The following is a 25,693-nucleotide window of genomic DNA, read 5'->3' as shown; positions in this document are numbered from 1 at the left end:
TACTTTCTCAATTGATTTTTCGTTTCGCAGGACGGACGACCGTCCGCTCCACCTGATTCAAGCTATGCAACGTCATCCCGAGCATGACGAGGATGATCCCGAATGTCGCGAGTCCCGTCGGTAGTGCCGCATGGAGAAACAAAATCTCCCCGAGAACGGTGAAGACGATCTCAAACGACTGGGTCGCCTCGATCGCGGCTAACCGGACCGGTTCCGTCCGGACGAGTGACGTCGCGTAGAAGAAGAGCGATGTCGCGATGACGCCTGAGAATAAGGCGACGAAGCCGGACTGGGTCACTTGACTGACACTTGGTAATCCGACTTGTATGTAAGCAATTACGGAGAGCACGATCCAAAACGGTAGACTCGCGATCGTCATCCCAAGGATCCGTTCAAACACGTCGAGCTCGTTACCATACCGTTCCATCATCTTCCGGTTCCCGAGCGGATAGGCAATCGCAGCGACGAGCACCGGCAAGGCACCGAACAGTAAGGATTGTAGCGATAGACTTCCTGCGACGGATAACTGCATGACGACGACGCCAAGGACGATCAAGACGGAATACTTAAGGGCCGACCACGGAATCCGTTGCTTGAACAACGGTGCAAGGAGCGGTCCGGCTAGGATCGTCAATTGCCACGTTCCGGCAATCAACCAGCCTGGCGCATGATCGGAAGCAAGACAGATGCTACCGTAAAACAATCCGAAACCTATCGTTCCGTATAGTAACCAAAAGCCGATGTCTGCTCGCAGTGCTTGTATGACGCGCCCGATGCCTCGGCGCATCAAGACGATGACGATAAAGAACGGCAACATCAAGAAGAAGCGAAGCGACGCACTGTAAATCCAGTGCCCCCCTGCTCCTTGCATCGATTGATTCAAGATGAAGGTGACGGCAAAGAACATCGCCGCTAGGATGCCATACATGATCGGTCGCATCAGCGCTCCTCCTTTAGGGTCGAGACGAGTAGACGTCCGAGTCCGTTCCAGTTGTGTTCCGTCGCTTGGACGAGCTGTTCGATATCCCGTTGTTGGCACGCGATCAAAATCGCCGCATGATCGGCAATCGATTGGCGTCCGAGTCGATCGAACTGGGCGTATTCAAGCCGGTGGATCAGCGGTGTTAATCGGCGAATCGTTTCTCGTAGCTGAGCGTTCTGACTGCGCAACACAAAGACATCGTGAAAGGCATCGTCTAACGTCAGTGCTGTCTCCGTCTCCTGTTGATCGATTGCCGTCGTGAACTGTTGATGGATCGTCTGAAGTTCCATCAAGTCGTCTTCCGTCAATTGCGGTCCGGCTAGACGCGCTGCCAGCCCGTGCAGCGTCGCGATGATTGGATAGGTTTGCTGTGCTTGTTCAGCATCAAGCTCCGTCACGATCGTCCGCGAGCCCCGTTTCGCAAAAATCAATCCCTCCTCCTCGAGTCGTTTCAAGGCTTCGCGAACCGGCGTCCGGCTGACACCGAACATTTCCGCGAGCGCTTGATCGTTCACCTTCTCACCTGGGGCGAGGCGTAAAGTGATGATGTGATGCTGTAAGCGTCGATATACTTCCTCACTGAGAGGAAGTCGTGCAATGGCTAAATCATCTGTAGGTTTCATACAAGTAATATATTACATATTAATCATTGATACTAGCTTTATTCAAAAAAACTCCCCGTCAAACAACGAGGAGTCAACTATTCAAACGTTACGTGGATTCATCGGTCCATTCAGGTGACTGAGATCGTGCCGTTTCAACAAGATCAATTGAATGACAATCGCGACGAGTAGATAAGCTTGTGTCAAAAGAGGAGTGATGCCTAAATTGACGTTCACGACATCCGCTGCGATGCTCGCGAAATCCCATAACGCATGAAAAATGATCAATGGCCAAAGAGTATTCAGCTTGAGTGCGATGATCGCTAAGAACACACCAAAGACGAATGTATTCGCAAGTTGGAACAACATCGCTGCTGGGGGAATCAAGGCGATCAAATTAAGCAAGTGGAAAGATGAGAATAGGAGCGCACTGATGAGGACGGCACGATACGGATGTTCGTTCGGTCGAAGGTAACGTAAGATGATGCCTCGAAACAAGACTTCCTCATTGAAACCAACGAATAAGGTCGTCAGGAAGACGATTCCGACAAGTTGGAGTGCCGATGATGAAATCGAGGTCGTGAGCATCGCATTGACGATCAATCCGACTTGAACGATAACGATCAGCAGTAACGGAATGTACCAGATCAGACCCCGCGACTGCAGTTTCGAAAACCCGATGGCAGCAAACGTGGCATGTCGACGAATGTACCAGACGAGAAAAATCGCTGTAACGACTTCACCGAAGATCGCGATACGTAACAACTCCGGTTCACCATAACGAATGCCGAAACCAAACGCAGAGACAGCCATGACGATACCCATGATGATGAAGACGACGGTCGCCGAGACGACAGTATTCCGCTTATCCACGATCAATACCTCCCTTTTCTAAACAAGCGACGTATCTACTTTATGATTTGTTTACCTTTTTTTCAGGGAAATGAATCTTTTTCCTCCAGCTACCTTGTAATACAAAATAGCTTGGTATATCATTACCTTGTAATACCAAGTAGCGAAAGGATGATGTGGATGTCATCGACGCAAATGTTAAAGGGGATTCTCGACGGTTGTTTACTTGCACTGATCGCGGAAGAAGAGATTTATGGTTATGAACTAGCGACGAAACTGAAAGCATACGGTTTCTCTGACATCAGCGAAGGAACGATCTATCCATTGTTGATCCGGATGCAAAAACTGGGCTGGATCGAAGCGACTTCACGCGTCTCTCCGTCCGGTCCGAAACGGAAGTATTATTCGATCACGACGAGCGGTGCAGAAGAACTCACCGCATTCAAGGAAAGATGGCAACACCTTTCGACAAGTGTTGAAAGTATTTTAAAGGAGGATGATTGAGATGACCCTATCAACGGAATCAACCCGATTTTTGGAAGACTTGAAGGTCTACCTGCTTGCTTCGGGAAAAAATGAACAAGCGACGAACGAGATCGTCCTTGAACTCGAAGACCATCTGATTGAAGCGGAAGCGGATGGCAAATCGGTTCGTTCCATCACGGGTGACAGTCCTGCTGCCTACATCCAGTCGATCTCACACGAGATGGCATTTGATTCAAAACAAGCCTTTTGGACGATCATGCAAGTGTATCTTGGTGCTTCCAGCTTTCTATACTTACAAAATCTCTTGAATGGCACGATGACTTACAGTATCCTGCTCGTCGGTGGCTTCTTACTGATAAGCGCTGTTTATTTGACGACACTTGCATTGTTGTTCCGCAAAGACGCCTTACGCGATACTGCTCGACCACGCCTCCTGCGTTACGGGATTCATGGGAGTGTTCATCTTCTTCTGATCGTCGGACTGTTGATCGTCAACGGACTCATTGATTCGCCCAAAATCACGTTATCTCCGAGCGTTGGTTGGTTAATTGGTGCCCTTCTAATTGCCTGGATTCTCGTCACGGCATGGAAGACGAAGACATGGATTTTACCGATTGCAGTGTTCGTCTTTTTCGTGCCTCAACTGCTGCTTTTGTTTGTATTTAATTTGTCAGAGATTACCGCCGTCCTCGTGAGTTATGTTTTGACCTCGATTACGATTGCAGTTACTTTTATCTGTTCATCTAAGAACAGTCAGGCAGATTAATCACTTAATCATTAAGTAGAAAATTAGACAAAGCAGCGACGTTCTCTCACCTTGAAAACGTCGCTGCTTTGTCTTATGACTTTTCACACCTTTCACATCTTGAGTTATTTGAGTGGATCAATGATTTACACTCGTCTTTTTAATGTAAAAATCACACCACCTAAAACAATGAACGTTAGAGGAATAAGTAATCCTAATATATTTCGATAATCGACAAACGTCAGGTCAGCGTAATTACGATGATAGGTTTCTAACAGTAACCAACCAATCGGAAAAATCGGAAAAGTATACGTATATGCGCTTGAAACAATTCGTCTTCCCCGCTCATCTTTTCCTTCCTCACCGAAAATAAACGGTAGCGATACGAATAAGCTCAATAGAAAAATCGGTATTACTATTATGTTTATAATCACCCTTTTCCCTCACCTTCTCGTTCATATTGAAATAATTCGTTAATATCCTTATCAAATAAATATGCAATTTCAAACGCCAGAATCAACGAAGGGCTGTAGCGACTTCCTTCTAAAGAAATAATGGTTTGTCTACTGACTCCGACCTTCTCTGCCAATTCTTTTTGCGACCATCCTTTTTCAGCTCTTAAAACCGCTAATCGATTCTTAATGAATCCATCACTCTTGATGCCCAAACCATCTCTCCTTTCATCACACTATATTTATTACCATAAATAAACAGTAAAGTTTTTTTGACTTAAAGTAAAGTTTTTTTTACACATCAAATCAAATAAAAAGCGAAATTCTCAGATTAAGAGAAGTTCGCTGATTACTTGTGTCGGTTTCAATTACGTGTTCGTTATTTCACGCTTTGCTTCATACCGCTCACGCGTCCAGTTGTAGACATGACTCGTCACGGTCCGACCGTCGATTCGTTCTAAGACGAATGGTCGGTCAAGAACAGGGGTAAAACCGAGTTTCTCAACGACACGGCGTGATTGGTCATTAAAATCAAAGTGCCCGCACCAGACGACATCGATCGGCAGTTCCCGGAAGATGAAATCAAGTATTGCTTCGACGATTTCCGGCATCCGCCCTTCTCCCCAGTAATCAGGCGCGAGGACATAGCCGATCTCAACTTGACGGTCATGGGTGATTGAATCGTCCGGACGACGATTGAAGTGAAAACCGAAGCTACCGATCACTTCACCAGTTTCCTTATCGGTCACTGCATATTCGCCAGGTGACGCTTGGAAAATGCCGATCACTTCTTGGCTTTCGTCAAGTGACGCGTGCGGCGCCCAGCCTGCTTTTGGTCCAACATTTGGATCCTTCGCGTAAGCATACAATGCTTCTGCATCGTCGTCTTGCCAACGGCGTAACAGGTGCCGTGGCGTTTCAATAGTATCTGGTAAGTTCATCTATATTCCCCCTTATTAAGATACGTTTCGCTCTCGCTCGACAGATTCCTTCACGAACAGACTCGTATAAACTAATCCAAAGCCCGTTAGGAGGATCAATCCGAGGTATACACTCATCATCGACGGAATCAAGAAGGTCCCGACGAGAATCGTCGACCGAGAAAGTAAATCCGCTCCAGCAAACGACGTTCCCGCGAACGCTGAGTACGCCCCACGTTGATCGGCTGGCATCATGTTCGCTTTTTGTGTGTTCAAGACCGGAGAGTAGAGCAACTCGCCGATCGTTGCGATGAAGATGAAGACCATCAGTGCCGTCATGCTGTTGGCACTCGTCACGACGACGTAGCCGATCGTGTACAGCATGAGACCCGCAGCGAGCGTCCGGCGCGGAGACAAACGCTTCGCTAATCGCTGGACGATGAACGTCAACGTGACGACGAGCAACGTATTTTCGATGTTGATGATACTCATCATCCGGACCCCGTTGATCGACCACCCGGCAAATGATAGCGGTTCGAACGAATCGGCGAGTCGGACGGCGACGTAACTGCCCATCGAAAACTCAGCCGCTAAGATACACATCGAACCGAAAACGACCTTGACGAACGGACGATCCCGCCAAGCGAGTTGATAGCTCGTGAAGATATCCGTGAGGACACCACGTAGTTTTTGACGCTGCCACGTCCGTGGTGTGTCGTCAAGAAACAGATAATAGGCAATCGGTAAAACGGACGACGTGAAGCTTAATATCCCGAACAACAGCAGTTGGTTACTGACGTAGAGCCAGCCCCCGAGCGCCGTACCGATGGCGATCGAGAGATTGATCAGCCAGTAGTCGAGCGCATAAACCGCTTGGCGGTTTTCCTTCGTCGTTGCATCGATGATAATCGCCCCCATTGCCGGCCGACCAAGATTACTTGTCACCGAGAAGACAGCGTAAATGACCATGAACAACAGCATCCAGTCGAGTGTCAATGAGATCGTCATCGTGATGAACGTCAGCGCTGTGAGCGCAGAAGTCGTGACGAGCAGACGTTTGCGGGAAAAGCGGTCGGCAAGATATCCGCCGAGTAGATTCGTGATGAAGCTGACGAAGACCATCGCGATCAAAAATGCACCGGCGATGACTTCGTTGAATGCCTGGACGAACAAGAGGGCCATGAACGGCATGATGGAGAACGAGACAGCCCGGTTGAAAAACGATGTGATAAGACGTACTTTAATTGGTTTCGGTATTTCTTTCCATTTCATATTGTCACCTTCCATTCTCTACCTGTATCATAAACAAGACAAGACACAGGAAAAATGGACGTCATTCAAAAAAGATGTCCCCTTTTAAGGAGGAGAAGGACGATGGATGCTTATCTTTTTATGTTATGGAAGACTTGCCGAAATGGACACTACTCGATTGCGACGCTTGCCGACGCCATCCATCTCAGTCCTAAACAAACGAAACGATATCTCAATAAATGGCAGGAAGACGGTTGGATTGGTTACACGAGTGGTCGCGGACGGGGCAACTTAAGTGAACTCGTCTGGTTACGCCACGTCGAACGAGAGTATGCGAAACGGATGCTCGAACGGATCGATCGCGACTCGATCGAGTCGGTGACGGAGGAATTGACGTGGGACTGGTCGCCGGCGCAAGCAGGACGCTTCATGCGGCAACTGGAACGAAAATTCGGCTATACACAGACGACGGCTGATGCGTTATTGATTCCGCGAAAACGGAACTTCCTGACGACACACCCGTTAGAAGCAGCCGATATCCATAGTGCCCACCTCGTCCAGAACGTCTTCAACCGGCTGTTTACGATCGATGTTGACGGCAACATCCAGGGTGAACTCGCCCATCATTATATTTGGAACGGGACGACGCTCAGTCTCTTCTTACGGAAGGACGTCCGCTTTCATGACGGCTCGCTCCTGACGAGTAAGGAAGTGACGAAGAGCCTGCGTGCTTTGATTGCCTATCCGGCTTACGCTTATTCCTACCGGCACGTAAAACACATCGTCTCGAACGGTCCGTACCGGGTCGACCTCACACTCGATCAGCGTCGGAGTTCAATTTTGCCGCAACTTGCCTCGATACATACGAGTATCATCAAGGACGGCATTGGGACGGGACCGTTCCAACTGACGCAACATGACGACAAGAAGACCGTTCTGACAGCGTTCCCGAATTACTTTGGCATCCGTGCCCTGCTCGACCGGATTGAGTTCATCCAGATGCCGGAGCAATATGACCCGGTCTACCGGACATCGGCTTCTGATTCTAGTCCGATTGATACGATCGCAACGCAATCCGGGTTTGGTCTTGTCTTGCTCCATCCACGCGCCGGTGGTCCGTTTGAATCAAAAGCCGCGCGTCATTATATCCACCGGCTCGTCGCGGAAGTCCGTGGTGGCATTCATGACTTCCATGAACGGGCACAACCGAACGACTGTGGTTTTCTTGAGTCCTATAGTCAACCGTATACTGTCCCGGATGGTCCTGCCGTCTTTTTCACGCAACCGATCCGAATCAAGCTGACTGACTTTACGGACAAGGTAACACGCTGGCTCTGTCAGCGATTTGATCAAGACGGGATTCCGTATGAGTTCGTCGAGGTCGGATTTGAAGAGAGCATCACGGATTTTCATGCCTACGATACGATCGATCTCGCCATCCATGCCGAAGTGTTCGAGCGAAATATCCAGTACGCCTTTTATCAGTTCATGACGAACACGTTCTCACCACCGATCCGACTGTTTCAGCAGATACCAGAGATGTTGAAATCGATCGAACAATATGACGCGACACCGTTCGAAGACTGGCTTCCGATCCATCAAACGATCGAGCGTTACTTGATCGACGAATCGTACTTCATCCCGTTCTATCACGATACACGACTGATTCCGTATCCGATCGAATTGCAAAACATCACGATTGACTCGTTCGGTTACTTTGATTTCTCGAAGCTCTGGATCTCCAACCAATCGTGACGAATCGTTGACGAAATCTTGACCTGCTTGTGACAAAACGCACGGTATCCTTTAATCTAGTATTTTAAATGTTGTATTAAAGGTGAGGCTGCGAAATACTAAGACTGTCTTCATTACTTAGAGAAAAGGAAGTGGTCTTATGTTATCAACCTCTACCATTCAAATCGTTCAATCGACTGTTCCAGTCCTCGCGTCGCACGGTGCCGCGATCACGAAAGTCTTTTATCAGCGCTTGTTTCAGGCTCATCCGGAACTGAAACACGTCTTCAATCAATCGAATCAACGAAGCGACCGTCAATCGCAAGCACTCGCGACCGCCGTGTATGCCGCTGCTGCTCACATCGATCAACTCGAGACGTTAAAGCCGGTCTTATTACCTGTGCTCCATAAACACCGCAGTCTACAAATCAAACCGGAGATGTATCCCATCGTCGGGCACGAATTACTCGGGGCGATGCAAGATGTCTTAGGAGAAGCCGCAACGCCAGACATCTTGCGCGCGTGGGGAGAAGCATATGGGGAGATTGCCAATCTGTTCATCACGCTTGAAGCCGAACTTTACGCACAGGATGAACAAGCAAAAGGATTTTCCGGATATCAGACAGTCGAGATTTCGGATGTCGAGGAGCAAGCGGATGGGATTCGCGCCTTGACCTTCCGCACGGACGGTCCACTCCCCGCTTATCGAGCCGGACAATACATCACGGTGCGGATTCAAGACAAAGATGGCTTATGGCACAATCGTCAATACAGTCTGACGACGGCATCGAACACGGAGACATATACGATTGGTGTCAAACGAGAAGGCATCGTCTCGGACTATTTACATGCAGCGCAAGTCGGTGACACGGTGTTCATTAGTGCGCCGGCGGGTGCTTTTACACTCGATGCGTCAGACGAACCAGTCGTGCTGATTGCCGGTGGGATCGGGATCACAGCGATGCTTGCGATGGCTGACGAAGCGTTAGCTGCTGGTCGACAGGTCACGTTACATCACGCTGTCCAAGACGAACGCAATCGTCCATTTAACGAGCAACTTGCCTTGCTTGAGCAACGTGGCGCACGCGTCATTCGTTACGCAGAACACCAGGCAATGGATCAAGCGGGTCGCCTGCCGAAAGACGTTATCGCAGGTATCACGGATTCGACATACGTCTGTGGTCCGGAAGCAATGATTCAATATGTGATCGAACACTTCACGGCGTCACCCGACAAACTGCATTACGAAATCTTTGGACCAACGCTTGCTTTTGCAGCAGAAACTCCAGTTGCACAATAAAAAACATCCCGCTCTCTTTGACACACGTCAAGGAGAGCGGGATGTTTGATTAGAGGGGCAATCGTTCTGACAATGGACGGACCAAGACGACGTCCGTCGCCATTCGGTTATCACGGCGTGGTTCATCGACCGGTTCAATCGTCCAGTTTTTCGCATGAAGCGTATTCAAGGCACGCGCTAAGTCGTACATCGAATAACGCTCGTTACCGTTCAACTGATAGAGCCCCGCTTCCTGTTCAAGTAAAATCGTAACGAGCGCTTCTGCCGTATCTTCAAGCACTGAACTCGACGGATACCAGTTTTGACTCGCCCGAATGACGCCGTGCTGGTTCATCTCGTTCGTGAAGAAATCGACCATATTGTTCGAACCAGCTTCCGTTCCGATCTGCCAGCCGATCCGGACGATCTTCGCTTGTGGATCGAGCGCTTGAATCGCTTGTTCGCAAGCAATCTTATAAGCACCATATTCATCGGTCGCATCCGGAACAGCGTCCTTGTCAATCGGTGCCGGCACGTCGTCCGAGAAAACAGACACCGTACTCGTGAAGAAAAACGGAATCTTGTATTCCTGGCACAAGCGAACGAGCGCTTCCGTCCAACTGACGGATCCCATCCCGATATGTAAGAAATAATCTGGTCGTTCCGATTCAAAAAACGTTCGCATCTGAGATTCGTCAGTCGTCGAGACTTTCGTCCGGTCCCAGGCGACTGTCTTGATGTCGTGCTTTGCTAAGACGTCCGCAACGACGGGTGCTACTGTTCCATTCATACCTGTAGTGATCGCTTTCATGGTGATTCATCCCCCTTATGTTCAATCGAAACATCATAAAACTACTTACTACATCAGTTTACACGGGAAGTGTTGATTTAACGAATCTGAGGTCATTCTTCTACGACCATTTATGCCTCAAATGAAAAAAACGTCCGCTGTCCAATCTAAAATTGGTAAGCAGACGCACTGTTTAGTTAGTTCATCCTTACTCCGAAACGCCTTCCGTTTCCATTCGGCGCCACAGTACATTCAAAAAGACCGTCATCCCACTAATCGGAATCAAAAACAATAACGCTGTGATCCATAAACTCTCCATCGACTCCACTCCTCATCGTTCATTTCTATCTCTAGTGTACATAAGCGCGAAACCGCTTACCTCCACCTCAAGGCGGATATTTCATCCGACCTTGTCCTGTCGTACCTCAGTAAAGGAAACGGTACGATGAAGAAGTAACCAGACACTGGTCATCACAAGACCACTTAAGGCAAAGAACAGGAAAACGAATGAGATGCTAAAGAACGATGTCAAGTACGACGACAATCCGTAACAGAGCGCGGAACACGCCGTTGATGCTGCGACCATCGCCGTCCGGACCCGGCCGAGCAAATGCGCAGGCGTCGAGCGCTGCAACAAGGTCGCAAACGGAATCCCGAATAACGTCAGCGCCATCCCGAGCAAGACGAAACCGCCAACAGCCACTGGGACGAATGAGACATAAGCGACGATCGCAATCGCGAGACCTTGCAAGACGACGGCAAAACGAAACAGCTTATCCTGTCGTACGGAGGCGACCCATTTTCCGTAAAGGAGCGACATCGCGATTCCCCCGATCACCGTCGATAGTTCGAGTGCAGAAAACGTCTGGGCATTTCCCGATAAGACATTCTTGGCATATGGCGCAAGTAAAGTATTCATTGGTGTGATCATCCAGTTGGCGAGGATCGCACAACCGAGGATCCATTTCAGGCGACCGTCATGGACAACGTGATGAATCCCTTCGAGCAACGCTTCGCGGTACGATCCTTGACGCGCCCCTTCTGCGACTTGCCCTGTCATATGTCGAACGAGTAACCAGGCGACGAGATGCAATCCAAGGTCAAGCCATAAGATACTCGCGATCGAGAAATGAGCGACTATCATCCCACCGAGCAAGAATCCGCTCAACGTACCAATCCGCTCAATCGTTGCAAGATAAGCATTCGCTTGCGGCAATTGGTCATCTTCGACTAGATCAACGACCCACGTGAAGACAGCATTGCCACCAATGATTTGCAGAATCGTCTGCACGACGAGTAAGCCGAGTAACCACGGTAGGACGACGTCCGTCAGACCGATTCCCGCTAACGTGATCCCATGTGCAAGCAAGCGAATGAGTAGCGACGTTTGGTACAACGATGCACTGACGAATCGGTCGATCCATGGTCCGACGAACGTTGAGACAAGAAAACGAATTAAAAAGACACCGGTCGCAAGCAAGGCAACGCCAGAAGCACTGATCTGTTCCGCACTCAACCAGTAGATCGCGATATAGACGAAACTCGTCCCGACGGTCGATAACAAATCCGAGACATACATAAAACGAAACGCACGTGACATGATGCTTTATTCCTTTCCTAAAACGACTTCTTGTCCATCTTACAATTTTTCTCAATTGCTGCCCATTCTTTTTTCGTCATCACATCGTCATCGTCTGTTAAGGCATTCTTACCCGTCTGTAACAGAGCCGACATGTTCATTCGCTATACTAAAACGCATAGGGAGGTGAAGATCCATGAAAACGCAAACGCGTTATGACTATGAAACCGAACAGGAACAGGTCGACGTCCCATCCGAGGCACGTCTAGGCTACTACTTTCTTTTGATCGTCCTGCCGCTTGGTCTCGCGCATCTTGTCCAGTCGCTTGCTCCTTCGCCGGATCAACACCACTCGTCCGTATTGACGGGTTTGACGTTCTTATCCATCGTCTTTTTCATGTACTTAGGTAACCGAGCTGCTGGAAATGCCAAAACGACCTTTTTCGGATACTCGATGTTTTTGAGTATCAGTCTGTTCGCGACGCTGTTTCTACCAACGGTGCCGATCATTTGAGCATAAGCAAACGAGCACACGTCCGACTTGGACGCGTGCTCGTTTTTTTTAATGCGTATGCGATTCGTGTTTACCGTCACAATACAACGTATTCCCGTGAGCATGCTGATCCGTTTCGACCTGGATCGTTGCATGGTTAATCCCGACGTGTTTTAAATCGTGATCAATCTGTTCGCGAATCGACTCCGATTCCCGGACGGTCATGTCCTCCTTGACGACGACGTGACACGATAATGCGTTATACCCACTCGTGATCGACCAGATGTGTAGATCATGTAATCCGAGGACGGCTTCGTTCGTCTGAATCGTCGAAACGACCTCATCGATATCGACGTCGCTCGGCGTTCCTTCCATCAAGACGTGAACGGATGCCTTCGTCACGTAATAGCCGCTCCGTAAGACGAGGATCGCAACGATGACACTTGCCAGTGGATCCGCCCATCCCCAACCGAAGAACATGATCAGAAGAGCAGCTGCAATCGCACCGACCGATCCGAGCATGTCACTTAACACATGTAGATACGCACCGCGCATGTTGAGGTTGTGTTCATGTCCACCGCCGCGCGTCATGATCCAGGCAACGAGAATGTTGACGAGCAACCCGAGGACACTGATGATCAGCATCCCGGTCGTTGCGACAGCGGGTGGATCGATGAAGCGCTGGATGGCTTCAATGAAAATATAAAGGGCGATGACGATCAGCGTCACACCATTTATGATAGCGGCTAAGATTTCAAAGCGTTTTGAACCGAATGTCTTACTCGCATCCGGTGCTTGACTCGAGAACTGGAAGGCTAACAGGGCGATCGCGAGTGAAATCGAATCACTTAACATGTGCCCTGCGTCCGATAACAACGCGAGACTATTCGTCCAAATCCCGCCGATGACTTCGACGATCAGGAACGCGGTGATGATCAGGAACGATAAGAGCAGTACCTTTTTATTGTCGGTATGATGATGGTGGTGGTGATGATCATGTGCCATGACGTTGCCTCCTTTTACCTTACATTCAAACGTATATTTGAATTATAACGTGCCTCCGTTCTGTGGTCAACGGGCTCATCTGTTATATCCCACGCCTTTACTCTTCTAAAACGACTCATCTGACTAAACAAAAAAACGATGGCTCATTACCATCGCTTTTTCCATATCCATTTCAAATAAACGACCGAAAATCCTCTGTTTGCTGCTCGAGTTGTCGTGCGACCTCTTCGATCGCAGTAAAGCGTTGCATCGTTTCTTTTACCGTCACAAGGCTCGACGCAACTTCGAGATGGGACGCTTCAATCTTTTTCATCATCGCCATGATTTGACGGTTCATCGTTTCCGTATTCGTGCGTACTTCGACGACTGCACTGCCGACTAAATCCGATAAGTTTTTGACTTCACTGGCAACGACGGTAAAGCCTTTACCGTGTTCCCCAGCCCGTGCCGCTTCGATTGCCGCATTCAAAGACAATAAATTCGTCCGGGCCGCAATCTCCTTGATCGTATCAGCAATCTTCGTGATCTCGATGGCTTGGTCATACAGTGTTTCGAACGTCTGTTGGTTTTCTGCCGTTTCACTCGCGATCGTAGTCATCGTCTCTTGAAGCTGGTTGCCCTCTTTCGATCCTTGAACCGATTGCAAATTCAGTCCTTCAGCAAGCGTCTGGAAGCTTTTCGCATATCCTTGCACGCGGTCGATCCGGTCCGTAATGTTACTCGCAATCTTGACGACACCGACGACCTCTTCTCCTTCAAAAATCGGCATGTAGGTTGCTTCAAGCCACAAGATGTCGCCCCGGGCATCGACTCGTTTGATTTTATCCGCTGTACTGAAGCCCGAAAACAGACGTGTCCAAAAGTCCTGATACTCACGGCTGTTCGCGAATTCTGGTGTGCAAAACGTATGGTGCTGTAAGCCAATCATCTCGTCTCGTTTATATTTCATCGTTTTCGCAAACAAGTCATTGACGTCGACGACGCGTCGTTGGCGATCAAAACAGATCATCGCGACGTTTGCTTCAAGGCTCGACAAAATCGCTGGTGAGCGTAGCGGTCTCGGTAAGGTTTCATTCATGGTGTCATTAACTCCTTCTATGTATCGTTCATGTACTAAGACAGTTTTTCAAAAGAACAATCTGTACCTATCTATCGTCATCGATTGACCTTTTTTATAGCTGAATCGGCGATTATTCAAGTTGTTTTTCACGAAAACGAAATCACTTCGATAAAAATATTGTGACAGTTACAATCGATACACCATGGCATTGTCAAAAAGCGTAGCAGATGCTACATTTATTTATGTAGTAAATACTACATATTTAAGGAGGAAATACAAATGACACATGATAAGCCCCCTCTATTCTCGAAAGGACAATCTATCGTCTTGGTCGTACTTGGTGCAGCATTTTGGTTCGTCGGTGCCCTGTCAGTCAGATTCGGATCTGGAATCGGCATGTTCGAAAATGTTGGAAACGTGATTGCCTTCCTGATTGGTTTACCGGTTTCGTGGATTTCCGTCATCATCATAAAAAAAGTTGCATGCTTGAATGCTGAACAGATGGTGCCAGGTGTCAGTCTCGGACTGTTAGTGGCTACGTTCTTAGACGGAATCGTTCTAACGTGGGGCACATCGCTATATGGAACGGATCCCTTACTCGTCGGACGTGGGGCAGCATGGATTCTTTGGGGAGTATTCGCCTTTCTTGCTTCTGCTTTCATCGAGGCGAGGCGAATGGGATATAAAATGATCTGAGGCGATGAAATGTGTTCTACAGGACGACAAATAACGAGCGTAGACCGTCGGACTAATCCAACGGTCTATTTGTGTTAAAATACAGTCGAACACAAATATATTGGAGAAGAACAGACTATCATCGGAGGTGACCAGCATGGATTATGAAAAAGCATCTCACAAGTTCCAACACCGAAAGCAACAGTTGACGTTAAAAAAAGAAACGGTCATCGAGCGCGTATGCCGGCGTTATAATGCAATCGAAATCCCGAAAGACGACATCTCGGATTTAGTGAATGATGATCAACTCGAATACGATGCCATCTTTTGCTGCTTGAAGATTGATGACGCTGCTATCTTGGATTCGCTTTTCACGCCTAAGGAATTAGAGGATTTCGAGTGGGAGATTCAAGATAACAAAAGGAGAAACCGACGATACCGATATGCTACTCAGAAAGAAGCAGATTATAATCAATTGATTCTCGATGAGATGGAAGGACGCCGGATTGATATCGTCTTAGAGAGTCTCGATGGTACACACATCACCGGTTTTTTAGTCCGGAATCAATCCGAAGTAATCGGCTCTTACTTATATGCTCTCGTCGGCGGTGCATATTTTGCCGATTCTGACGTAAGAGACCTCGTCATTCGTGCGCGAGAATTGACGGAAGTAGAAGTCGAGGAATCGTATCGTGATTACCTTGAAGATTTAGTTCGGTGGGGTCATATTTAAAAAGAACGATGGACTTCATATGAAATCAATCGTTCTTCGTTTGCGCTTCGATTTTTTCGTTCCGAGCAGCCTCAAAGTTGCGATAAATCGTAAATCCTACTAAACCAATCAACCAGATAATGCCATACCCGAGTTCCCAGTCGAAGCCGAAATATAAGATCGACGACGTAATGACGACGATAAGTACTAACCGAATGCTTGATAAATGATACTTACTCATGGTTTCCCTCCTTTTCTTCCGCCACCGAAGTAGATGTATGTCACAAAAAGAATCAACATCCACGTAAAAACCGCGAATATGATTTTAAATAAGCCGTCAGGCAGTATTTTTGAGATATATAACATAGTCATTAGGATTGAAAACGTTAAATGGTTATTTCTCATTTGTGTAGAGAGCTTATCCCAATTGAGCAGTACAAGTAGTACCGCGACGGGTGCGAGGAGTGCCGTTAGGAAGAAGAACGGAACGTTCCTCATATAGTACGGTATCTCGTCTTTGTTTTTTCCCATCACATATCTCTCCTCATCTTCAATATAGAAAACCTAGCTTCTCTATTCATTTCATCGAAACGGATATGATTGTATGAAAAAAGAAGTACGTCCACTCATCTATACACTTATCGTTCTCGTCATCTTGATAACTGCCTATCCGACTTACCTCTTCGTTTCTAAAACGATGACTGAAATCAAGATTGAACGAATGTTAGTTGAATCAGGATACGACCAAGATATTTCAAAAAAAGAAACGATCTTTGAGTCGAAGACCGGAAGATACGTGTCGGAAATCAAATACACGAATGAACCAGACTATACATACAACTATGAAATCGTTGAAGATCATGTACTGACGACTGTATACGACCAGCATCATGTTGAAGTGATTGGCTCCGTTCAACATGAATTAAAATAGATATCGTATTTTAAATAACAATCGAGCCCATTCAGCAATCGCACGAATGAACTCGATTTATGTACCTCTTAACATTCTTCTTTCATGTTCAGTGATTCTGCCGAGCGAATCGTAATTTGTTTTGTAGCATCATCGATGGATATGACACAATCCCATGTCGGCTTTAACTGAAGGACATCATTTCGATCCAACCACAAGACCGCAGTCAGTTCGATGAAGTCCCCCATCACTACCATTTTTCTCGCCTTCTCATCAATGACAGCATACAGTTCATCATCTAAGTTGATTTTCCAGTCAAAAAATTCACTGACGTTCACTTATCTTTTCCTCCAAACAATCTTTTGTCATCCGATTCAATCTCCCATTAAAACGAAATCTTCCATTTGTTCCGCGCGATCAATACAACGATCAGAGAAGCCAATAAAGATATTTTAAGCGTTGTATCACTGGTTACGTGAAATCCGTAATGAAGTGAAAAGAGTACCATGAGTAGCGCAACGACGCTTCCTAAAAAGATCATGTTTTTCATTTTGTCATCTCACTTCCATTCTTGACTCCTTGCTGTCAATACTCTGAAATATACCGTCCTTCTTGTTTGTTCGTAATTTGTTCGCCGTCTTTGAATCCCGTGACTTTAAAGCGATGAGATCCCGATCGATAAATCTCATATTCATTTTCCGGTTCATCTTGGAACACGACCTGCGCAATGAATTCACCCGTGCTCGTATCGTATCGAATTTCCTTGTTCTTCACATATGTCATATAATCCTGTTGCTTCAGATAATGATCGATTGCCTGAGTGACTTCTTGTTTTTCATCATAGTAAAACGATTTATAGGCAGAAGCACCGATGATGCCCACTCCTAGAATCATCACTATCGTAATCCATACATAAATTCGTTTCATACCATCACTCCCGAGTAGAAATAAGAAAAATATCGTATTTCCAGATTCCATTCCCCTTGTTTTAAAAACTAGATATGTATAAACTAATATAAGATCACAAAAAAAGGAAGTTATTTATGATAAAAAAATCCATAAAATACTTTTTATTGTCATTTATGTTACTTGTTATCATCTTGAATCTCTTGAATGGTCGAATGATTGAAAATGAGCGATTAACGTTAGCCGTGAACATCGCTATCGTGCTGATGGCGTTATTTTTTATCAGCTTGAGATTTTCAAAGCGAAAACGTAAATAGGATGCTTATCGCTCTAAAAAAAGTACGTAAAGGTGGTTAACTCGTGGGGCAATTCATGATTTTCGGCGCCTTGATGAATCTTCTGATCATTGGCGCAGTCGTCTATGTCGTATGGAAATTAGGAAAAAACTCTTTAAAAAATAAATGATGGATGTCCCTTTTTGATTCATTGCTGAAATTCGTATCAATTATGCTTACATAAACAAGGTCCCTTTCTCATTCGAAAAAGGGACCTTGTTCTATTTTATCCTGCGTAGTTGAACAACGGACCACGCAATTCGAACTCATACGTCTCACCGTCGACGATGCCGACGATCGCGTCACTTTCGATCAACTGATGCAAGAAGCCTGCCATCTCAGCCGCCGTATGGTACTTTTTGACGTTCTTGCTGTAGTCGAACCCTGCTTCGCCGCGCGAACGATCCGCAAACTCTGTCTCAGTCGCAGCTGGTGCCAGTACTTTCGCCCGGAGTTTTGCCCCGCCTTTTTGCAGTTCTTGCGCTAGCCCTTCCGTATAGGCACTGACATAGAACTTCGTCGCGCAATACGTGACCGCGTTCGGAACGATCCGGTAGCCACCTGCTGACGAGATATTGACGAGTGTCGTTCCTTCGATGTCATGATGATCGCGGACGAACAGACTCGATAGAATCGTCAGCGCCTCGATGTTCAAGCGGAGCATTTTCTCGATTTTCCCGAGCTCAATGTCCTGGACGAGATCAAAATCGCCGAATCCAGCATTGTTGATCCACGTCTCGATGTCGAGTTCCTTTAGTCCCTCATATAAATCATGGACATTTTGGTTATCTGCGAGATCGACCGACTTGAGGATGACATCACTATCTGGTGAGATTTGTTTGACTTCATCCCGAAGTTTTTCGAGCTCAGACGTCCGCCGTGCGACGAGGACGAGTGATTTTCCTTTTCCTGCGAGTAGTTTTGCTGTCTCATATCCAATTCCTGAACTTGCTCCTGTAATGACCGTGTACTTCATGTAGCATATCCCCTTTTTGATTTGGTATAGTGAGAGTCTAATCCTTAGAGTGAACTCTAAGTCAAGCAGAAAGGTGAGATGTATGTATACGATTTCTGAAATCAGTCGATTGACCGATACGAGTGCCCATACGATCCGCTATTACGAAAAAGAAGGGCTACTGTTTCCGAAGCGCCAGAACGGTCAACGTCGATACGACGACCCAGATGTGACGTGGCTTCGGTTCGTCCTCCGCTTGCGCGAAACGCATATGCCAATCGAGCAAATCCGTTCTTACGTGACGCTGTTCCTTGCTCACGGCGAGCAGGATACGACACAAGAACGGCTCGCGTTGCTTGAAGCCCACCATGCGAACGTCTTAGCACAACTGGCAGCATTACAAGAAACGGAGCGAATGATTGCAGAAAAAGTCGACACCTATCGTCGCCTCCATCCTACAATTCCCGCTCCTGATGTTGTTCAATCCTCGGAGAACGCCTCCGTCAATTGACGATAGACTGTTTCACGTTCGTCAGGCGTCAACGTAAGAAAACTATCGCCGATGTTGACTTCCGTCGCGCAGCCGCTCTCTTTCTCAACTAGATAACCAGCGATACCTACTTTTCCGTGCGACTGGATTTCAACCAATTTTTCCTCGACGACTGCTTTTTCTACCTTGAAGTAGAGATGAAACATGTTCGAGACTGGCTCTTGGGGACGAGTCGAGATGCCCGAAATCGCATTCAATCTGCTCGCAAGCTCCTTTGCGGCTGCATGGTACTCTGCCATGCGGTCTTTTCGTTGTTCATAATAAAAATCGGCAGACAGAATATACGGATATAGACTGATCAAGTCACCGCCGTAGCGACGTTTCCAGATCCGTGCCTCTTGGCAAAACGGTTCTGGTCCAGCTAAGATTGCTCCTGCGACACCGCCGAGTCCCTTATAAAAAGAGATATAGACACTGTCAAACAGTTGCGCGATGTCCTTAGCTTCTGCCTCATAATACGGTAAGACCTCAAGTAAACGGGCACCGTCCAAGTGAAGACGGATATTCTGTTTGCGGGCATACGCACAAATCACTTCGAGTTCTTCACGCGACGGAAGCAATCCGCCGAGTTCGCGTTGTGGTAGTTCGAGTAACAGACAGCTGACGTCCGGCAAAGCTTTGACGTCGTCTATCGTCATCATCCGATCGGCTTCTCCGACTAGTATTGGTTCTATCCCGTGCAATTTCTTTAAGCCGTCCTGTTCATGAATCTCAAGGTGACAGAGCGGGTGATAAGCGACCTTACGATTGTTCTGTTCATCCGACCAGATACGTAGCGCAATCTGTTGCGCCATCGTGCCACTCGGGAAAAAGACCGCATCGTCGTGTCCGAGTAAGTCTACCATCTTGCGCTCAAACGTCTTGATTAATTCGCCGTTACCATAGATATCGCTCATTTGATCGGCAGCAACGCCCTGCAACGCTTCTTGTAACACGCCGACCGTCCGACTACCATGTCCATCTAAACGTTTCGTCGTTTCTTGGTAACTCGTTCGTAAATCCATCTCTTTCATTCCCTTCTAAATCAATGACTATTTTTTGAAAAAATCAAAATATTCCCTCTCCACTTTTGCTATACTGTGTAGCGAAAGTCTGTTAAACGTACTCGTCAAAGGAGGTGTCCCTATCGTGAAAACGCTTCGCACTCGCCTATTACTTCTTATTCCACTTGTCTGTCTACTACTACTTACCGTGCAACAATTCGTCCCGTCGCTCTATACGTCACTTCTTGGACGAATTGATTCAGCAACGAATACATATTGCGTCGACCGTTGCGGTCCAAAGGAATCGATCTTCGATACGATCGAAGAAGGAACGTCTTATGGTGAAAGCACGGTCACGATGAGCGAAGTCGATCCACCAGCTCCATGGTTCCGGACAGGGTTCGATTCTTCGGTGACGACACCTCCTTATCTTCTCGTACTATGTCTCGTTCTCCTGTTTTGTAGCTGGTTTTTCTGGCAATATCTCCAGTGGTTGCGTCGACCGCGTATCGATCCATCAGGGTATGTGCTTCCGCCACGATTTCCAATCTTCATTTATGAGACAAAAGACCTGCCTGCTGACTCGATTCGAAAACAACTCGCTCACTTTAATGCACAATTGCCGCTTTCCTTGCGACGCCGGACCCACGAGACAGTAACAGAATGGTTCGACCGGATTGCGTTTCCATCTCCTGTTGATCCGCTCTACTTTGAAGTGCGATATGGGAAAATGCCGGTCATCTCGACACATCAATTGACCTTCTTCGTTCAAGCGATGGAGCGATATCTTCGGAACTGCCAAGTCCAGTCATCAATTTCTTGAATCTAGTCGCCTTGCGCATTGAAGCTTGGCGGTTTTTTTGTGTTTACAGATGTGATTGCTCTTGAAAAAAGATTTTAGAGGACTTTACAGACTGAATTGACTTTTTTTCAAAATCAGACGATTAGTTGCCAGAAAACTGGGTAATATAGACTATAGTAGAGAAAAATTTTTCAATTAGGAGAGTGAGGTGAGAGAAGATGATCAGTGCCCAAGAAGCCTATTACATTAAGAACGAATTGAATGAGAAATTTGTAGATCCGCGGATTTCCTGTGATTTTTCAATCTTTTCGCTTGAACCGTTCCAACTTCTCTTACACGTACAAGAAGATGTCGATGAACTTAGTACTGAAATTCGCTATGGTTTAAGCCGCAAGATTCGGTCTCAGCTCACACAACTCGATGCACGTGTCGGGGGTGTTCCCGTCAAAACGGTCTACATCATATCGGCTCCTCTCATTTCCGATCGATCGTATTGCGTCATCTTACAATGAACTTTAAAATACCCCGTATGAGAAGCAAACTCTCACGCGGGGTATTTTTGTGTTCATCGGTCTGTAAAACCATCGATTTTCCATGCGTTCTTTAAAAAAGTCTGCTCCTTGGACCAATAGACAATCGCATATTCTTGATTGATGCGTTCCCGTTCTGTTATCAAATGCTCGATTTCTGCATCAAAATCACAAAAGGCATATAAAGCATTCGATCGATTGGCAATCCTCTGCATATCTTCCATGAAAATCGTCTCCTGCTGATCGAGTGACCACGCAGTTAAATTCTCTTCTTGAAAACCGAATTGAAAACCGAAACAGTCTGGTTCTTTTTCAATCGTCATTCGAACAGGTATTGTCGTTAAACCATGATACGCAAAGAAAACGAGCGAGGCATTCCCGTAATGATGACTCAGCAATGGACGCCAGTCTTTCGGAAGACCTTTTTCCTCGCCCCAATGTGATCCATCAATATCCGTCGCGTAACTGTATCCGAGAACTCGTATGTCTGAATGAAATGCATCCAAGACCGTTCGAGCAGCGTTTTCCATGTTTTCCGTTTTTTCAAAAACAAATCCTACCTGTATCACCATTCTTCATTCCCATCTGATTATGCATTACCCTGCCATGTCACCGATTTGGTTTCGACCGTTCTCTTTCGCCCGATACAACGCTTGATCGGCTTGGTCGATCACCTCTTTTTCCGTCGTCTCTGCTCCAGGTACGAGCGACGTCAAGCCAAGACTGACACTGACCCGGCAAAGTGGTTCATACCGTTCATGTACGATATTCAAATCGAGAATGTCCTGACGAATTCGTTCTGCAATGTGCCGGGTTTCTTCTGCTCCACGCGACAACAGGACCGTGAACTCCTCCCCACCGTACCGTGCGACTTGCCCATGCCGTGCTTGACGCTTCAAGACGCGGGCGACTTCCTTTAAACATTCATCCCCTTTTAAATGACCATACGTATCATTATACGATTTAAAGGCATCGACATCGATCAAAATCAGGGAGAGTGGTGTCTGCTGTTGTTTGGCTTCTTCGAGAAGATGTTCTAATCGTTCATCGAACGCCCGCCGATTCGGGATACCGGTCAAGGCGTCGTGAAGCGAACGATGAATCAAGGCTCGTTTACTGCGTTCCATCCGAAACGTCTGGATGAAGGCAATCAAGACAAGAACGGCAATGCTTGCGACAACGACGATGACCCATTTCGCAGCACTCGATGCTTGCTCGGAACGATTCGTTGCTTCGGCGATGATTCGGTTGACGTCCGTCCGTAGACGGGCATCAATCGGGCGAAACGTCTCGATGAACTGCATCCCTTGATAACGCTTTGCCTCAGCGGCTGCTTGATCCCCGTTTCGAACGAGTGCCAGTTGGGCATCATAAAATCGGATGGCTGTCTCGATCCGGGGAATCGCTTCCGTTCGGACGAGCTTTCGCATGATCGGATGATTCTCATCGAGTTGATTGAGTCGTTCGACCGTTTGATCTAGCCGATCAATCGTCCGATCATACTGCGCTAGATCCGCCTCGTTCGGTGAGAGGATGTAACTGCGAACGACCAGTTCAAGATTTAGTAACGCCGGAAACAACTCCGCTGCTTCCGTCGAGATCGGAATCGCCTCGTTTAAGATGCGTGCATTTTCTCGTTCGATTTTCAGGAAAGCTTGATAACTCCAGACGCTTGTAAACAATAGCGCACAGAGTGCCAAAAACAAATAGCGCTGCAACGTTGACCATTTCACAAAAAGACCGACCTTTCTTTCTCTTTCTAATTGACTAAAGTCTATCCCTTCTATCGGTGTCTTGAAATCAAACTGTTAGTCGTTTGTATGAAATAATGCCCGTTGCTAGCACATTCCAAACGCTTCCAGCCTTCTTAATCGGTCAGGGATGTGTTTTCCAGCTGTTCCTGTGACTGCCTTCGTCTCAGTGCTCGTTCTGTCACATCATTGTTCTTCCACCAAGCGACGAGTAGACCGACCAGTCCGATCAGACCCGTCACGAACCGTTCGACGTCACTTGACGATACTGGCAATGCTGTAAAACCGAGCGTCGGTAAGAGTAACTCAAGAAAAACATAGAGAGGAATCAAGAGGCGGATCCACGCCTGAAGACGAATCATGGGGACACCGGAAAGAGACGACGCCATGTTTGCGGACCAACGATCCCGTCAGCGACTAGACGACACGTCTGTTGGAACGTTCGAACGGCGTGCGTCAATCGGGCATCAAAGACTCCCGTCACCACAAGTCCCAAGCGTTTTTCAAGGGCTCGGACGAGTTCCGGTGCTTGGATTTTTTCCCGGAGATAGCGTCCTTGTTTTGGAACGTGATGACGCGCTAGACTGACATGATCGTACAGTTCAAAGTGTGGGTAGTCGGGAAAACGAGACCAATCCCCTCCCCAGTCCATTCCGCGTCGTTTCATCGCTGCAACGATCCGCCGGAGTCGCGCGTCTGGCGGAGAAAGGAACAATGCTCCATCCTGATATAGAAAGACGTCGATTGCGACACCGAAATTATGGTTTGATTGTCCTCCGCGGGCTTGCGTCACGATGGGTCCTGGTGTCGTCCGTCCTTTTGCATACAACGCATTCTGTTCCGCGATGCTTCGAAAGCTTTGTGCTATACCGAGTTTGATCCCATGCGGATACAGCTCTCGAATCGCGTCACGCGCGATCCGGACGACAGACGGATGCATGCCAGGAACGGATAGTTTTTGATTGGCACGTCGGAGTAATTCTTCCAGTTGCATCAGGCTCCCTCCCTTGCCAGTCCTTGTAATAGTTCAGCAATTTCGACGTCGTCAGGTATGGTCTGTTTCTCTTTATGGTGTGCTTCATATGCTCGTTGCGCTGCTTTTTCTCGTTCCATCCAATTCGGTAATTGAAATAATGAAGTGTCTCTTCTTGAACGTTTGGTTATTCGTTTCCGCCGTTCAGCCGGTAATCCAGTCGCAAGACGCTTGACGACTTGCTCGATGTAGCCAAAATGACGACTGTTCGCTCGCGCCGCTTCTTCGATTGCATACAGGATGCGATCGATCGGATGGTCTGTTGCCAGCTGTAGCAATTCTTGCTCGATTCGTGGTGTCGCCTTGCCGAGATTCGTCTCGTACTGCTGCACCAGTTCCTTTTTTAAAGTCGTTTTCTTCAAGACTTCTTCTTCGGAGTCAGCAGAAACCTCGGGGGCAGTCGTCTCGTGACTCGCCGGGGAAGGTGTCTCGACACGGGGCAGGACACGGTAAGCATTCGAGGTCTGTCCCCCGTGTTTCGTGAAGCGTTCGACTTTCTCGATCCGACCGCTTGCAATCAAGGACTGGATACACGACTTGACCGTCGATTTACTGCACGGAACAGCGTCGGCGATCGTCTGATAGGACGGGAACGCTTGACCATCCTGACCGCTGAAGCTCTCAAGAATCAGGTAAATCATCTTTTCATGGACGGACGCAAATGCCGTCCCGCTCCGTAAGAGCGTATGGGGAACCGGAAGATATGGGGCTTGCATGGTGATTCCTCCTTTCTAGGACATATGACAGGAAGAAGTCGATGATTGTTCGAAAAGAATAGGGAGATGTTTTTTGAGAGGAGTGACAGGATGGACGAACTATTCACCTATTATCTACAGGAGCTTGATCACTATCAGCCGAATGCTTTGATCTATCATCTGGATCATGACACATGGTCGATCAGCCAGATGTACGACCATCTGATCGTCGTCAGTCATGAGTATTTAGATGAGGTCGAGTCGTGCCAGTTCGCACCCGTGACTACGTCCGGAAAGTCACCGTTTGGCGAAAGGCTGTTTGCTGTCGGTGCGTTTCCGGCGACACCGATTCGATTACCGGATGCGATGAACGCACCACCGGACGAGACGGCTCACGTCGACCGATTGCGGACGCGTTGGCTTGAGTTGACCGATCGTCACGCATCACTTGCCATGGTCGCCCAGTCGACAGCCCCTGACCAAAAGACGCACCACGGTGGGATGGGATGGTTGAATGCCGCCGAGTGGTATGCTCTCGTCACGTATCATCTCGCCCACCATCGCCATCAAAAACGACGGCTTGATGCTGCGTTAGCGAATCACTCATAAGAAAAAGCGCTCTCCGT

The 25,693-nt window shown here is 47.6% G+C and carries 32 protein-coding genes; 12 read left to right on the top strand and 20 right to left on the bottom strand.

What is annotated here, in order from left to right; translation table 11 throughout:
- Positions 1 to 7: 7 nt before the first annotated feature.
- The 3 genes from U719_RS07830 to U719_RS07820 form a co-directional block, all read right to left on the bottom strand.
- On the bottom strand, positions 8 to 940 hold the full coding sequence (locus U719_RS07830) for a multidrug resistance efflux transporter family protein (protein WP_041255099.1): 933 nt from the start codon (positions 938 to 940) through the stop codon (positions 8 to 10).
- Positions 940 to 1,605: a GntR family transcriptional regulator gene (locus U719_RS07825; protein ID WP_041255097.1), complete on the bottom strand. Its 666-nt coding sequence runs from the start codon at positions 1,603 to 1,605 to the stop codon at positions 940 to 942. The genes U719_RS07830 and U719_RS07825 overlap by 1 nt, the downstream gene beginning before the upstream one ends.
- A gap of 81 nt (positions 1,606 to 1,686) precedes the next feature.
- Positions 1,687 to 2,457 (bottom strand): CPBP family intramembrane glutamic endopeptidase, encoded by a 771-nt coding sequence (locus U719_RS07820; RefSeq protein WP_023468215.1) that lies wholly within the window; start codon positions 2,455 to 2,457, stop codon positions 1,687 to 1,689.
- A 159-nt stretch (positions 2,458 to 2,616) separates the two neighbouring features.
- On the opposite strand from U719_RS07820, the gene U719_RS07815 reads away from it, so the two are divergent.
- A complete protein-coding gene (locus U719_RS07815; RefSeq protein WP_023468214.1) occupies positions 2,617 to 2,940 on the top strand; it encodes a PadR family transcriptional regulator in 324 nt (107 codons plus the stop codon).
- A 1-nt stretch (position 2,941) separates the two neighbouring features.
- Positions 2,942 to 3,688 (top strand): hypothetical protein, encoded by a 747-nt coding sequence (locus U719_RS07810; RefSeq protein ID WP_023468213.1) that lies wholly within the window; start codon positions 2,942 to 2,944, stop codon positions 3,686 to 3,688.
- Positions 3,689 to 4,097: 409 nt separating this feature from the next.
- Here the strand turns inward: U719_RS07810 and U719_RS07805 are convergent, their stop codons facing one another.
- The 3 genes from U719_RS07805 to U719_RS07795 all read right to left on the bottom strand — a co-directional run bounded on the left by U719_RS07805 (position 4,098) and on the right by U719_RS07795 (position 6,311).
- Positions 4,098 to 4,328 (bottom strand): helix-turn-helix transcriptional regulator, encoded by a 231-nt coding sequence (locus tag U719_RS07805; protein WP_041255440.1) that lies wholly within the window; start codon positions 4,326 to 4,328, stop codon positions 4,098 to 4,100.
- Between the two features lie 159 nt (positions 4,329 to 4,487).
- Positions 4,488 to 5,060, bottom strand: a complete 573-nt coding sequence (locus U719_RS07800; protein WP_023468211.1) for a GNAT family N-acetyltransferase — start codon at positions 5,058 to 5,060, stop codon at positions 4,488 to 4,490.
- Positions 5,061 to 5,075: 15 nt separating this feature from the next.
- Positions 5,076 to 6,311 carry an MFS transporter gene (locus U719_RS07795; protein WP_023468210.1) on the bottom strand — a complete coding sequence of 412 codons (1,236 nt, stop codon included), beginning with the start codon at positions 6,309 to 6,311 and terminating at the stop codon, positions 5,076 to 5,078.
- Positions 6,312 to 6,431: 120 nt separating this feature from the next.
- On the opposite strand from U719_RS07795, the gene U719_RS07790 reads away from it, so the two are divergent.
- Together U719_RS07790 and U719_RS07785 are read left to right on the top strand one after the other, a co-directional pair.
- Positions 6,432 to 8,045 (top strand): ABC transporter substrate-binding protein, encoded by a 1,614-nt coding sequence (locus tag U719_RS07790; protein ID WP_214745690.1) that lies wholly within the window; start codon positions 6,432 to 6,434, stop codon positions 8,043 to 8,045.
- A gap of 139 nt (positions 8,046 to 8,184) precedes the next feature.
- On the top strand, positions 8,185 to 9,324 hold the full coding sequence (locus tag U719_RS07785; RefSeq protein WP_023468208.1) for a globin domain-containing protein: 1,140 nt from the start codon (positions 8,185 to 8,187) through the stop codon (positions 9,322 to 9,324).
- Positions 9,325 to 9,373: 49 nt separating this feature from the next.
- Here the strand turns inward: U719_RS07785 and U719_RS07780 are convergent, their stop codons facing one another.
- Both U719_RS07780 and U719_RS07775 read right to left on the bottom strand, forming a co-directional pair.
- Positions 9,374 to 10,114, bottom strand: coding sequence for a sugar nucleotide-binding protein (locus U719_RS07780; protein ID WP_023468207.1), 741 nt, complete (start codon positions 10,112 to 10,114; stop codon positions 9,374 to 9,376).
- 379 nt (positions 10,115 to 10,493) lie between these two features.
- Complete coding sequence (locus tag U719_RS07775; RefSeq protein WP_023468205.1) at positions 10,494 to 11,693, bottom strand: MFS transporter; 1,200 nt, start codon at positions 11,691 to 11,693, stop codon at positions 10,494 to 10,496.
- A 175-nt stretch (positions 11,694 to 11,868) separates the two neighbouring features.
- Between U719_RS07775 and U719_RS07770 the strand changes: the two genes are divergently transcribed.
- Complete coding sequence (locus U719_RS07770) at positions 11,869 to 12,186, top strand: hypothetical protein (protein ID WP_023468204.1); 318 nt, start codon at positions 11,869 to 11,871, stop codon at positions 12,184 to 12,186.
- Between the two features lie 48 nt (positions 12,187 to 12,234).
- Here the strand turns inward: U719_RS07770 and U719_RS07765 are convergent, their stop codons facing one another.
- Both U719_RS07765 and U719_RS17110 read right to left on the bottom strand, forming a co-directional pair.
- Positions 12,235 to 13,170, bottom strand: a complete 936-nt coding sequence (locus U719_RS07765; RefSeq protein WP_023468203.1) for a cation diffusion facilitator family transporter — start codon at positions 13,168 to 13,170, stop codon at positions 12,235 to 12,237.
- Positions 13,171 to 13,342: 172 nt separating this feature from the next.
- Positions 13,343 to 14,248 carry a methyl-accepting chemotaxis protein gene (locus U719_RS17110; RefSeq protein ID WP_023468202.1) on the bottom strand — a complete coding sequence of 302 codons (906 nt, stop codon included), beginning with the start codon at positions 14,246 to 14,248 and terminating at the stop codon, positions 13,343 to 13,345.
- A 261-nt stretch (positions 14,249 to 14,509) separates the two neighbouring features.
- Between U719_RS17110 and U719_RS07755 the strand changes: the two genes are divergently transcribed.
- Together U719_RS07755 and U719_RS16475 are read left to right on the top strand one after the other, a co-directional pair.
- Complete coding sequence (locus U719_RS07755; RefSeq protein ID WP_023468201.1) at positions 14,510 to 14,926, top strand: hypothetical protein; 417 nt, start codon at positions 14,510 to 14,512, stop codon at positions 14,924 to 14,926.
- Positions 14,927 to 15,062: 136 nt separating this feature from the next.
- Positions 15,063 to 15,638, top strand: a complete 576-nt coding sequence (locus U719_RS16475) for a hypothetical protein (protein WP_023468200.1) — start codon at positions 15,063 to 15,065, stop codon at positions 15,636 to 15,638.
- Positions 15,639 to 15,663: 25 nt separating this feature from the next.
- Here the strand turns inward: U719_RS16475 and U719_RS07745 are convergent, their stop codons facing one another.
- Positions 15,664 to 15,858, bottom strand: coding sequence for a hypothetical protein (locus U719_RS07745; RefSeq protein ID WP_023468199.1), 195 nt, complete (start codon positions 15,856 to 15,858; stop codon positions 15,664 to 15,666).
- A gap of 363 nt (positions 15,859 to 16,221) precedes the next feature.
- On the opposite strand from U719_RS07745, the gene U719_RS07735 reads away from it, so the two are divergent.
- Positions 16,222 to 16,548 carry a DUF3139 domain-containing protein gene (locus U719_RS07735; protein ID WP_023468197.1) on the top strand — a complete coding sequence of 109 codons (327 nt, stop codon included), beginning with the start codon at positions 16,222 to 16,224 and terminating at the stop codon, positions 16,546 to 16,548.
- Between the two features lie 68 nt (positions 16,549 to 16,616).
- Here the strand turns inward: U719_RS07735 and U719_RS07730 are convergent, their stop codons facing one another.
- The 3 genes from U719_RS07730 to U719_RS07715 form a co-directional block, all read right to left on the bottom strand.
- A complete protein-coding gene (locus U719_RS07730) occupies positions 16,617 to 16,865 on the bottom strand; it encodes a hypothetical protein (protein WP_023468196.1) in 249 nt (82 codons plus the stop codon).
- Positions 16,866 to 17,112: 247 nt separating this feature from the next.
- Positions 17,113 to 17,454: a DUF3139 domain-containing protein gene (locus U719_RS07725; RefSeq protein ID WP_074668477.1), complete on the bottom strand. Its 342-nt coding sequence runs from the start codon at positions 17,452 to 17,454 to the stop codon at positions 17,113 to 17,115.
- A 540-nt stretch (positions 17,455 to 17,994) separates the two neighbouring features.
- A complete protein-coding gene (locus U719_RS07715; protein ID WP_023468191.1) occupies positions 17,995 to 18,744 on the bottom strand; it encodes an SDR family oxidoreductase in 750 nt (249 codons plus the stop codon).
- 82 nt (positions 18,745 to 18,826) lie between these two features.
- Between U719_RS07715 and U719_RS07710 the strand changes: the two genes are divergently transcribed.
- Positions 18,827 to 19,234, top strand: a complete 408-nt coding sequence (locus U719_RS07710) for a MerR family transcriptional regulator (protein ID WP_023468190.1) — start codon at positions 18,827 to 18,829, stop codon at positions 19,232 to 19,234.
- Here U719_RS07710 and U719_RS07705 read toward each other — a convergent pair.
- Positions 19,204 to 20,277, bottom strand: coding sequence for a low specificity L-threonine aldolase (locus U719_RS07705; RefSeq protein WP_023468189.1), 1,074 nt, complete (start codon positions 20,275 to 20,277; stop codon positions 19,204 to 19,206). The two genes, U719_RS07710 and U719_RS07705, sit on opposite strands and share 31 nt — an antisense overlap.
- A gap of 124 nt (positions 20,278 to 20,401) precedes the next feature.
- Here U719_RS07705 and U719_RS07700 point away from each other — a divergent pair, with 124 nt between their 5' ends.
- On the top strand, positions 20,402 to 21,079 hold the full coding sequence (locus tag U719_RS07700) for a hypothetical protein (protein ID WP_023468188.1): 678 nt from the start codon (positions 20,402 to 20,404) through the stop codon (positions 21,077 to 21,079).
- Between the two features lie 197 nt (positions 21,080 to 21,276).
- Positions 21,277 to 21,570, top strand: a complete 294-nt coding sequence (locus U719_RS07695) for a hypothetical protein (protein WP_023468187.1) — start codon at positions 21,277 to 21,279, stop codon at positions 21,568 to 21,570.
- Between the two features lie 53 nt (positions 21,571 to 21,623).
- Here the strand turns inward: U719_RS07695 and U719_RS07690 are convergent, their stop codons facing one another.
- The 5 genes from U719_RS07690 to U719_RS07670 all read right to left on the bottom strand — a co-directional run bounded on the left by U719_RS07690 (position 21,624) and on the right by U719_RS07670 (position 25,088).
- Positions 21,624 to 22,118, bottom strand: coding sequence for an Imm64 family immunity protein (locus tag U719_RS07690; protein WP_158408695.1), 495 nt, complete (start codon positions 22,116 to 22,118; stop codon positions 21,624 to 21,626).
- A 66-nt stretch (positions 22,119 to 22,184) separates the two neighbouring features.
- Complete coding sequence (locus U719_RS07685; RefSeq protein ID WP_023468185.1) at positions 22,185 to 23,321, bottom strand: diguanylate cyclase; 1,137 nt, start codon at positions 23,319 to 23,321, stop codon at positions 22,185 to 22,187.
- Positions 23,322 to 23,455: 134 nt separating this feature from the next.
- Positions 23,456 to 23,701 (bottom strand): phage holin, encoded by a 246-nt coding sequence (locus U719_RS07680; RefSeq protein ID WP_023468184.1) that lies wholly within the window; start codon positions 23,699 to 23,701, stop codon positions 23,456 to 23,458.
- Positions 23,698 to 24,333: a M15 family metallopeptidase gene (locus U719_RS07675; protein WP_023468183.1), complete on the bottom strand. Its 636-nt coding sequence runs from the start codon at positions 24,331 to 24,333 to the stop codon at positions 23,698 to 23,700. Before U719_RS07675 ends, U719_RS07680 begins: the two co-directional genes overlap by 4 nt.
- Positions 24,333 to 25,088 carry a helix-turn-helix domain-containing protein gene (locus U719_RS07670; RefSeq protein ID WP_023468182.1) on the bottom strand — a complete coding sequence of 252 codons (756 nt, stop codon included), beginning with the start codon at positions 25,086 to 25,088 and terminating at the stop codon, positions 24,333 to 24,335. Before U719_RS07670 ends, U719_RS07675 begins: the two co-directional genes overlap by 1 nt.
- A gap of 90 nt (positions 25,089 to 25,178) precedes the next feature.
- Between U719_RS07670 and U719_RS07665 the strand changes: the two genes are divergently transcribed.
- Positions 25,179 to 25,676, top strand: a complete 498-nt coding sequence (locus U719_RS07665; protein ID WP_023468181.1) for a DinB family protein — start codon at positions 25,179 to 25,181, stop codon at positions 25,674 to 25,676.
- Positions 25,677 to 25,693 lie beyond the last annotated feature (17 nt).

It is taken from the genome of Exiguobacterium sp. MH3 (assembly GCF_000496635.1).
In the GTDB taxonomy this organism is placed as follows: domain Bacteria; phylum Bacillota; class Bacilli; order Exiguobacteriales; family Exiguobacteriaceae; genus Exiguobacterium_A; species Exiguobacterium_A indicum.
The sequence above is the reverse complement of the archived record's forward strand: the minus strand, read 5'-3'. Positions and strand labels throughout refer to the sequence as shown.

Excerpts from the sequence above, each read along its gene's own strand:
- U719_RS07830 (WP_041255099.1), bottom strand. The coding sequence starts at position 940 with ATGCGACCGATCATGTATGGCATCCTAGCGGCGATGTTCTTTGCCGTC.
- U719_RS07825 (WP_041255097.1), bottom strand. The coding sequence starts at position 1,605 with ATGAAACCTACAGATGATTTAGCCATTGCACGACTTCCTCTCAGTGAG.
- U719_RS07815 (WP_023468214.1), top strand. The coding sequence starts at position 2,617 with ATGTCATCGACGCAAATGTTAAAGGGGATTCTCGACGGTTGTTTACTT.
- U719_RS07810 (WP_023468213.1), top strand. The coding sequence starts at position 2,942 with ATGACCCTATCAACGGAATCAACCCGATTTTTGGAAGACTTGAAGGTC.
- U719_RS07800 (WP_023468211.1), bottom strand. The coding sequence starts at position 5,060 with ATGAACTTACCAGATACTATTGAAACGCCACGGCACCTGTTACGCCGT.
- U719_RS07795 (WP_023468210.1), bottom strand. The coding sequence starts at position 6,311 with ATGAAATGGAAAGAAATACCGAAACCAATTAAAGTACGTCTTATCACA.
- U719_RS07790 (WP_214745690.1), top strand. The coding sequence starts at position 6,432 with ATGTTATGGAAGACTTGCCGAAATGGACACTACTCGATTGCGACGCTT.
- U719_RS07785 (WP_023468208.1), top strand. The coding sequence starts at position 8,185 with ATGTTATCAACCTCTACCATTCAAATCGTTCAATCGACTGTTCCAGTC.
- U719_RS07780 (WP_023468207.1), bottom strand. The coding sequence starts at position 10,114 with ATGAAAGCGATCACTACAGGTATGAATGGAACAGTAGCACCCGTCGTT.
- U719_RS07775 (WP_023468205.1), bottom strand. The coding sequence starts at position 11,693 with ATGTCACGTGCGTTTCGTTTTATGTATGTCTCGGATTTGTTATCGACC.
- U719_RS07770 (WP_023468204.1), top strand. The coding sequence starts at position 11,869 with ATGAAAACGCAAACGCGTTATGACTATGAAACCGAACAGGAACAGGTC.
- U719_RS07765 (WP_023468203.1), bottom strand. The coding sequence starts at position 13,170 with ATGGCACATGATCATCACCACCACCATCATCATACCGACAATAAAAAG.
- U719_RS17110 (WP_023468202.1), bottom strand. The coding sequence starts at position 14,248 with ATGAATGAAACCTTACCGAGACCGCTACGCTCACCAGCGATTTTGTCG.
- U719_RS07755 (WP_023468201.1), top strand. The coding sequence starts at position 14,510 with ATGACACATGATAAGCCCCCTCTATTCTCGAAAGGACAATCTATCGTC.
- U719_RS16475 (WP_023468200.1), top strand. The coding sequence starts at position 15,063 with ATGGATTATGAAAAAGCATCTCACAAGTTCCAACACCGAAAGCAACAG.
- U719_RS07745 (WP_023468199.1), bottom strand. The coding sequence starts at position 15,858 with ATGAGTAAGTATCATTTATCAAGCATTCGGTTAGTACTTATCGTCGTC.
- U719_RS07735 (WP_023468197.1), top strand. The coding sequence starts at position 16,222 with ATGAAAAAAGAAGTACGTCCACTCATCTATACACTTATCGTTCTCGTC.
- U719_RS07725 (WP_074668477.1), bottom strand. The coding sequence starts at position 17,454 with ATGAAACGAATTTATGTATGGATTACGATAGTGATGATTCTAGGAGTG.
- U719_RS07715 (WP_023468191.1), bottom strand. The coding sequence starts at position 18,744 with ATGAAGTACACGGTCATTACAGGAGCAAGTTCAGGAATTGGATATGAG.
- U719_RS07710 (WP_023468190.1), top strand. The coding sequence starts at position 18,827 with ATGTATACGATTTCTGAAATCAGTCGATTGACCGATACGAGTGCCCAT.
- U719_RS07705 (WP_023468189.1), bottom strand. The coding sequence starts at position 20,277 with ATGGATTTACGAACGAGTTACCAAGAAACGACGAAACGTTTAGATGGA.
- U719_RS07695 (WP_023468187.1), top strand. The coding sequence starts at position 21,277 with ATGATCAGTGCCCAAGAAGCCTATTACATTAAGAACGAATTGAATGAG.
- U719_RS07690 (WP_158408695.1), bottom strand. The coding sequence starts at position 22,118 with ATGGAAAACGCTGCTCGAACGGTCTTGGATGCATTTCATTCAGACATA.
- U719_RS07680 (WP_023468184.1), bottom strand. The coding sequence starts at position 23,701 with ATGATTCGTCTTCAGGCGTGGATCCGCCTCTTGATTCCTCTCTATGTT.
- U719_RS07675 (WP_023468183.1), bottom strand. The coding sequence starts at position 24,333 with ATGCAACTGGAAGAATTACTCCGACGTGCCAATCAAAAACTATCCGTT.
- U719_RS07670 (WP_023468182.1), bottom strand. The coding sequence starts at position 25,088 with ATGCAAGCCCCATATCTTCCGGTTCCCCATACGCTCTTACGGAGCGGG.
- U719_RS07665 (WP_023468181.1), top strand. The coding sequence starts at position 25,179 with ATGGACGAACTATTCACCTATTATCTACAGGAGCTTGATCACTATCAG.